General features: G+C 40.5%; 2 protein-coding genes and 1 pseudogene. All 3 read right to left on the bottom strand.

The genetic code is table 11. From position 1 onward, the window contains the following. The coding region (locus CAG68_RS16135; RefSeq protein ID WP_202599974.1) for a hypothetical protein at positions 1 to 2,286 on the bottom strand (2,286 nt) is incomplete at its 3' end. A gap of 242 nt (positions 2,287 to 2,528) precedes the next feature. After that, complete coding sequence (locus CAG68_RS16130) at positions 2,529 to 2,828, bottom strand: hypothetical protein (RefSeq protein ID WP_005380635.1); 300 nt, start codon at positions 2,826 to 2,828, stop codon at positions 2,529 to 2,531. Positions 2,829 to 3,115: 287 nt separating this feature from the next. Beyond that, a pseudogene (locus tag CAG68_RS22395) lies at positions 3,116 to 3,350 on the bottom strand (hypothetical protein); the annotation flags it as partial.

The following is a 3,350-nucleotide window of genomic DNA, read 5'->3' as shown; positions in this document are numbered from 1 at the left end:
CTGTTGATAGAGCCTGAATGCAGCATTCAGTGCGACTAATCGGTCATCTTGCTCAATGCGAGTGCTAACAAATGATACTAACCTTGAGAAATCATCACTATTGAAAGCCCAAAAATGTTTTAAATATGAGATGCTCCAATCATCAGTCAGAGGCTTATCTTTCTCACTTAGATGTTTTCTTGCATTCTCAATGCTATGCCAATAAAGAGCATCATTCAGCTCTTGCCATTCAGGCACCAGATTACCGAGGTCATGTTCAACATCATTTAAGTTCCCCTCTCTCCAATACTGCAAAGCTGCTACATTTGCCATAGTGGACAGCGAAAGCTCTGACAAAGCGAATGGTTCCCTATTGACCACTAGCTTTTCCAAACACTTGATGGCAGAATCAAACAACCATGCATATTGCTTAGATACCCTACATTCTCTTCTCTCTATAAAAGGAGCAACACTAAGGTAACTACCTAACCCTTTTAGTAATTCAGGAATAAGTTTGATTTTTGTTCTCTCGATAAAGTCAAGCAGCGTTCGATCCAAGAGCGATACTTCAAACCTTTTGAACTCAACTACGTGATGAATTGATTCAACTAGATATTTAATAGAATCTTCGTCGGGTACGGTATGATCAACCAACTCACTCAGTAGGTCTCTAGGGATTTCCCCTCTGCTAATAATCTCTTGCCAGACAAGAGCTTTTTGCTCTTCATCCCCACAAGTTAATACAGCTCGTACTGACGCAATTCTGGCATACTTATCTCGCTTGCTAGATACAGAAATTTCTATAAGTGGTTCTGTGCAAGCACTCATCTTCCCTTGCCAGACTAAACGACCAAGGAAAAATATCGCATCATCATTGTCTGCATATTTGTGAATAAGGTTGAGTACATCCTTCGTTAGATCTGGCTGTGCAATTCGGGCAATAGCGGCGTTGTCTCGAGCAGAATGGTCATCTGTATCATTGTCAATTTGAGCTATAACATCAGAAAGGATTTGCCTCCTTACTGACAACGGCAACTGAGAAGGGTCGCCTTCCTCTAAAGCGATTTCAGGCTTGATAGCCAAGATCTTCGCTCGCAGACGATCATCAAATAAAATTAACCATGGCAATATCGGACGAAATAAAGGGGTAACAACAGTTTCACCGAAAACTTCCCTAATAAAGTAAGACTCGATTTGGGAACGCAAACCTTCTTCTTTCAATAAACCAGCGAAAAACTGTGCTGCTAATAGCTCACGAATATCCCTATGCCGGAACCTTACTGCACCGTAAATAATGTCATTAAATAAACCACACTCAAGTAAAGACTTAACGTCTTCTCGTTCCCAGTCGTACAGAATGATGTCGGCATCAATTCCTTGTTTTACCTTTTCTGCATCAGGCACATTGATCCCTACATTACCCGTTAAGATAACAGCAGCAGCCAACCGTTGAGCACCTTCACGAGCCTTGTCTAAGTTAAGAGGCTTTCGAGCATTGTTATGTACCTCATTAAGACGAACATCAACGCTGTGTTGTAGCAGGTGTAACCGCCCATCAAGAGATTGATCATCCAACCACTTCGTTATGATGATATCCAAATCAAAAGGTCTTTCTGCGAGATTCCACAGACCTAACCGCTCAACCTCATCAAGGAGTTCATCAATGTTTTTAACTCCACTTTCGATACAGTAGGTATAAACCATCGTTGGGTTTAACGGTCGTAAGCTATAGACATTTAAAGCACTTTTGGGATGTTTATTTTTGTCGTCATCTTCTTGAGGACTAGTAGACGGGTAGAATAGATGAACATCAACTAGAGCTTTGTCTGACTTGGCACGCCAGCTATATGGGCGACTAGAAATGTAAATATGAGCCCGCTTCGCCCCTTTCTCAATTCCTTTAGCAAAACGTTTGATAGCTTTTTCAAAAGCTCTAGGGTGAGCTAGTTTTGCTTCATCCACCGAATCTAAGAAAAACCAAGCCTCATCATTTGAGTTAAGCCAGTCTTCAAACTCATCTTCATCACCTATTTCGAAAGCATCATCAAAGTTACGGTCAATATCTTCAATTCGAATAAAAAAAGACAGCTTCCCTTCATTTGAGAGCTTACTCGCCATTTCCATAAATTCGACCGTCTTACCAGCGCCTGCCTCGGCTAAAATTATAGTACGATACTCATTTAATAGAGACTTCCAATTGTCAGCCTTATTGATTCCCAAACTAAGAGAAACATCTAGCTCTTCAGAATCCTTGTGGCTTTCTATTACGGGAAAAAACTGACGATCTAAGGCGATGTACTTCCGCATAACTCCATTGAGCTCCATGTGGCATAAAAACTTCCCATATTCTACTAATTACACACAATTACCCAACTAGTCTAGCTCTTATAAAGTAACTACTAATGTTAATAAGTTACCCATTAGCCAGTTTCATCGTGAAAATTACACGATCTAAAACGGTTTGGGGCATTTTTGATTTTGACTGATTTGTGCAACAGGCTGTTGCACAATTGGGAAACGGCTTTTTTCACTAACAAGCGAGTCTGATTTTAGCCACCAACAGGTTGTTGACCAAATTTTTCATCGGGAAGGTCTTGATCATCATCGAACATCACAATGCTTCTACGATGCTCCTTTAGAGCAGATAATGCAACTTGAAAACAACTTTCACACATATCGAGGTGGTGGGTAATACCGTCCATTTTTGACCCAAATCCCCAGTTAGCAGTCAGTTCACCAACCTCTTCTAACTTAACGCCATTTGAATCGACGACCATCACACTAGTACCACAGATATCACAACATCGATCAACAACGACCTCTATCGTTTTTTGTCCATAAACTTTCATTGTGAACTCCTGTCGCTGATAAGATTAATCATTACTTAGTACCAAATAACAACTAAGTAGTAGCTGAAATTATAGCTGTCCTATAGGCAACTGAACAATTAACAAAGTCGCTGAATTTTCATTGTTACTCAGCGAAGTATCCTTCTTATGTAGACACGTTAAACGTATTAGTAAAAACTAAGTCATGAGGCAGAGCAAAAGGGAACAGGCTCAATTGAAGCTGGCACAGAATGGGGCAGAAACAAGTTATGAACCTACCCCATCTGCACTTCCAGCATGAAAGCGCTTTATTTGATTGGTGTCAGAACTGACTTTCCATCTAACAATTCTTGCTGTAGGTCAAACACCCTGAAACAGAGCCTCGCATTTTCAGCCTCTAACTGTTTTCGTGCCTCAATTGCATTGTTTCGTTGTATTCTGTATTTATCTTTAAGCTCATTAGCTTTTTTTAATTGGTGTTTTAGCCTATCAAGCTCAGACAAAGGGACATCTAGCTCAATATCTAACCCCCTTGTCATAGCC

The sequence above is a fragment of the Vibrio sp. V42_P2S4T144 genome (assembly GCF_009904715.1).
Taxonomy (GTDB): Bacteria; Pseudomonadota; Gammaproteobacteria; order Enterobacterales; family Vibrionaceae; genus Vibrio; species Vibrio alginolyticus.
The sequence above is the reverse complement of the archived record's forward strand: the minus strand, read 5'-3'. Positions and strand labels throughout refer to the sequence as shown.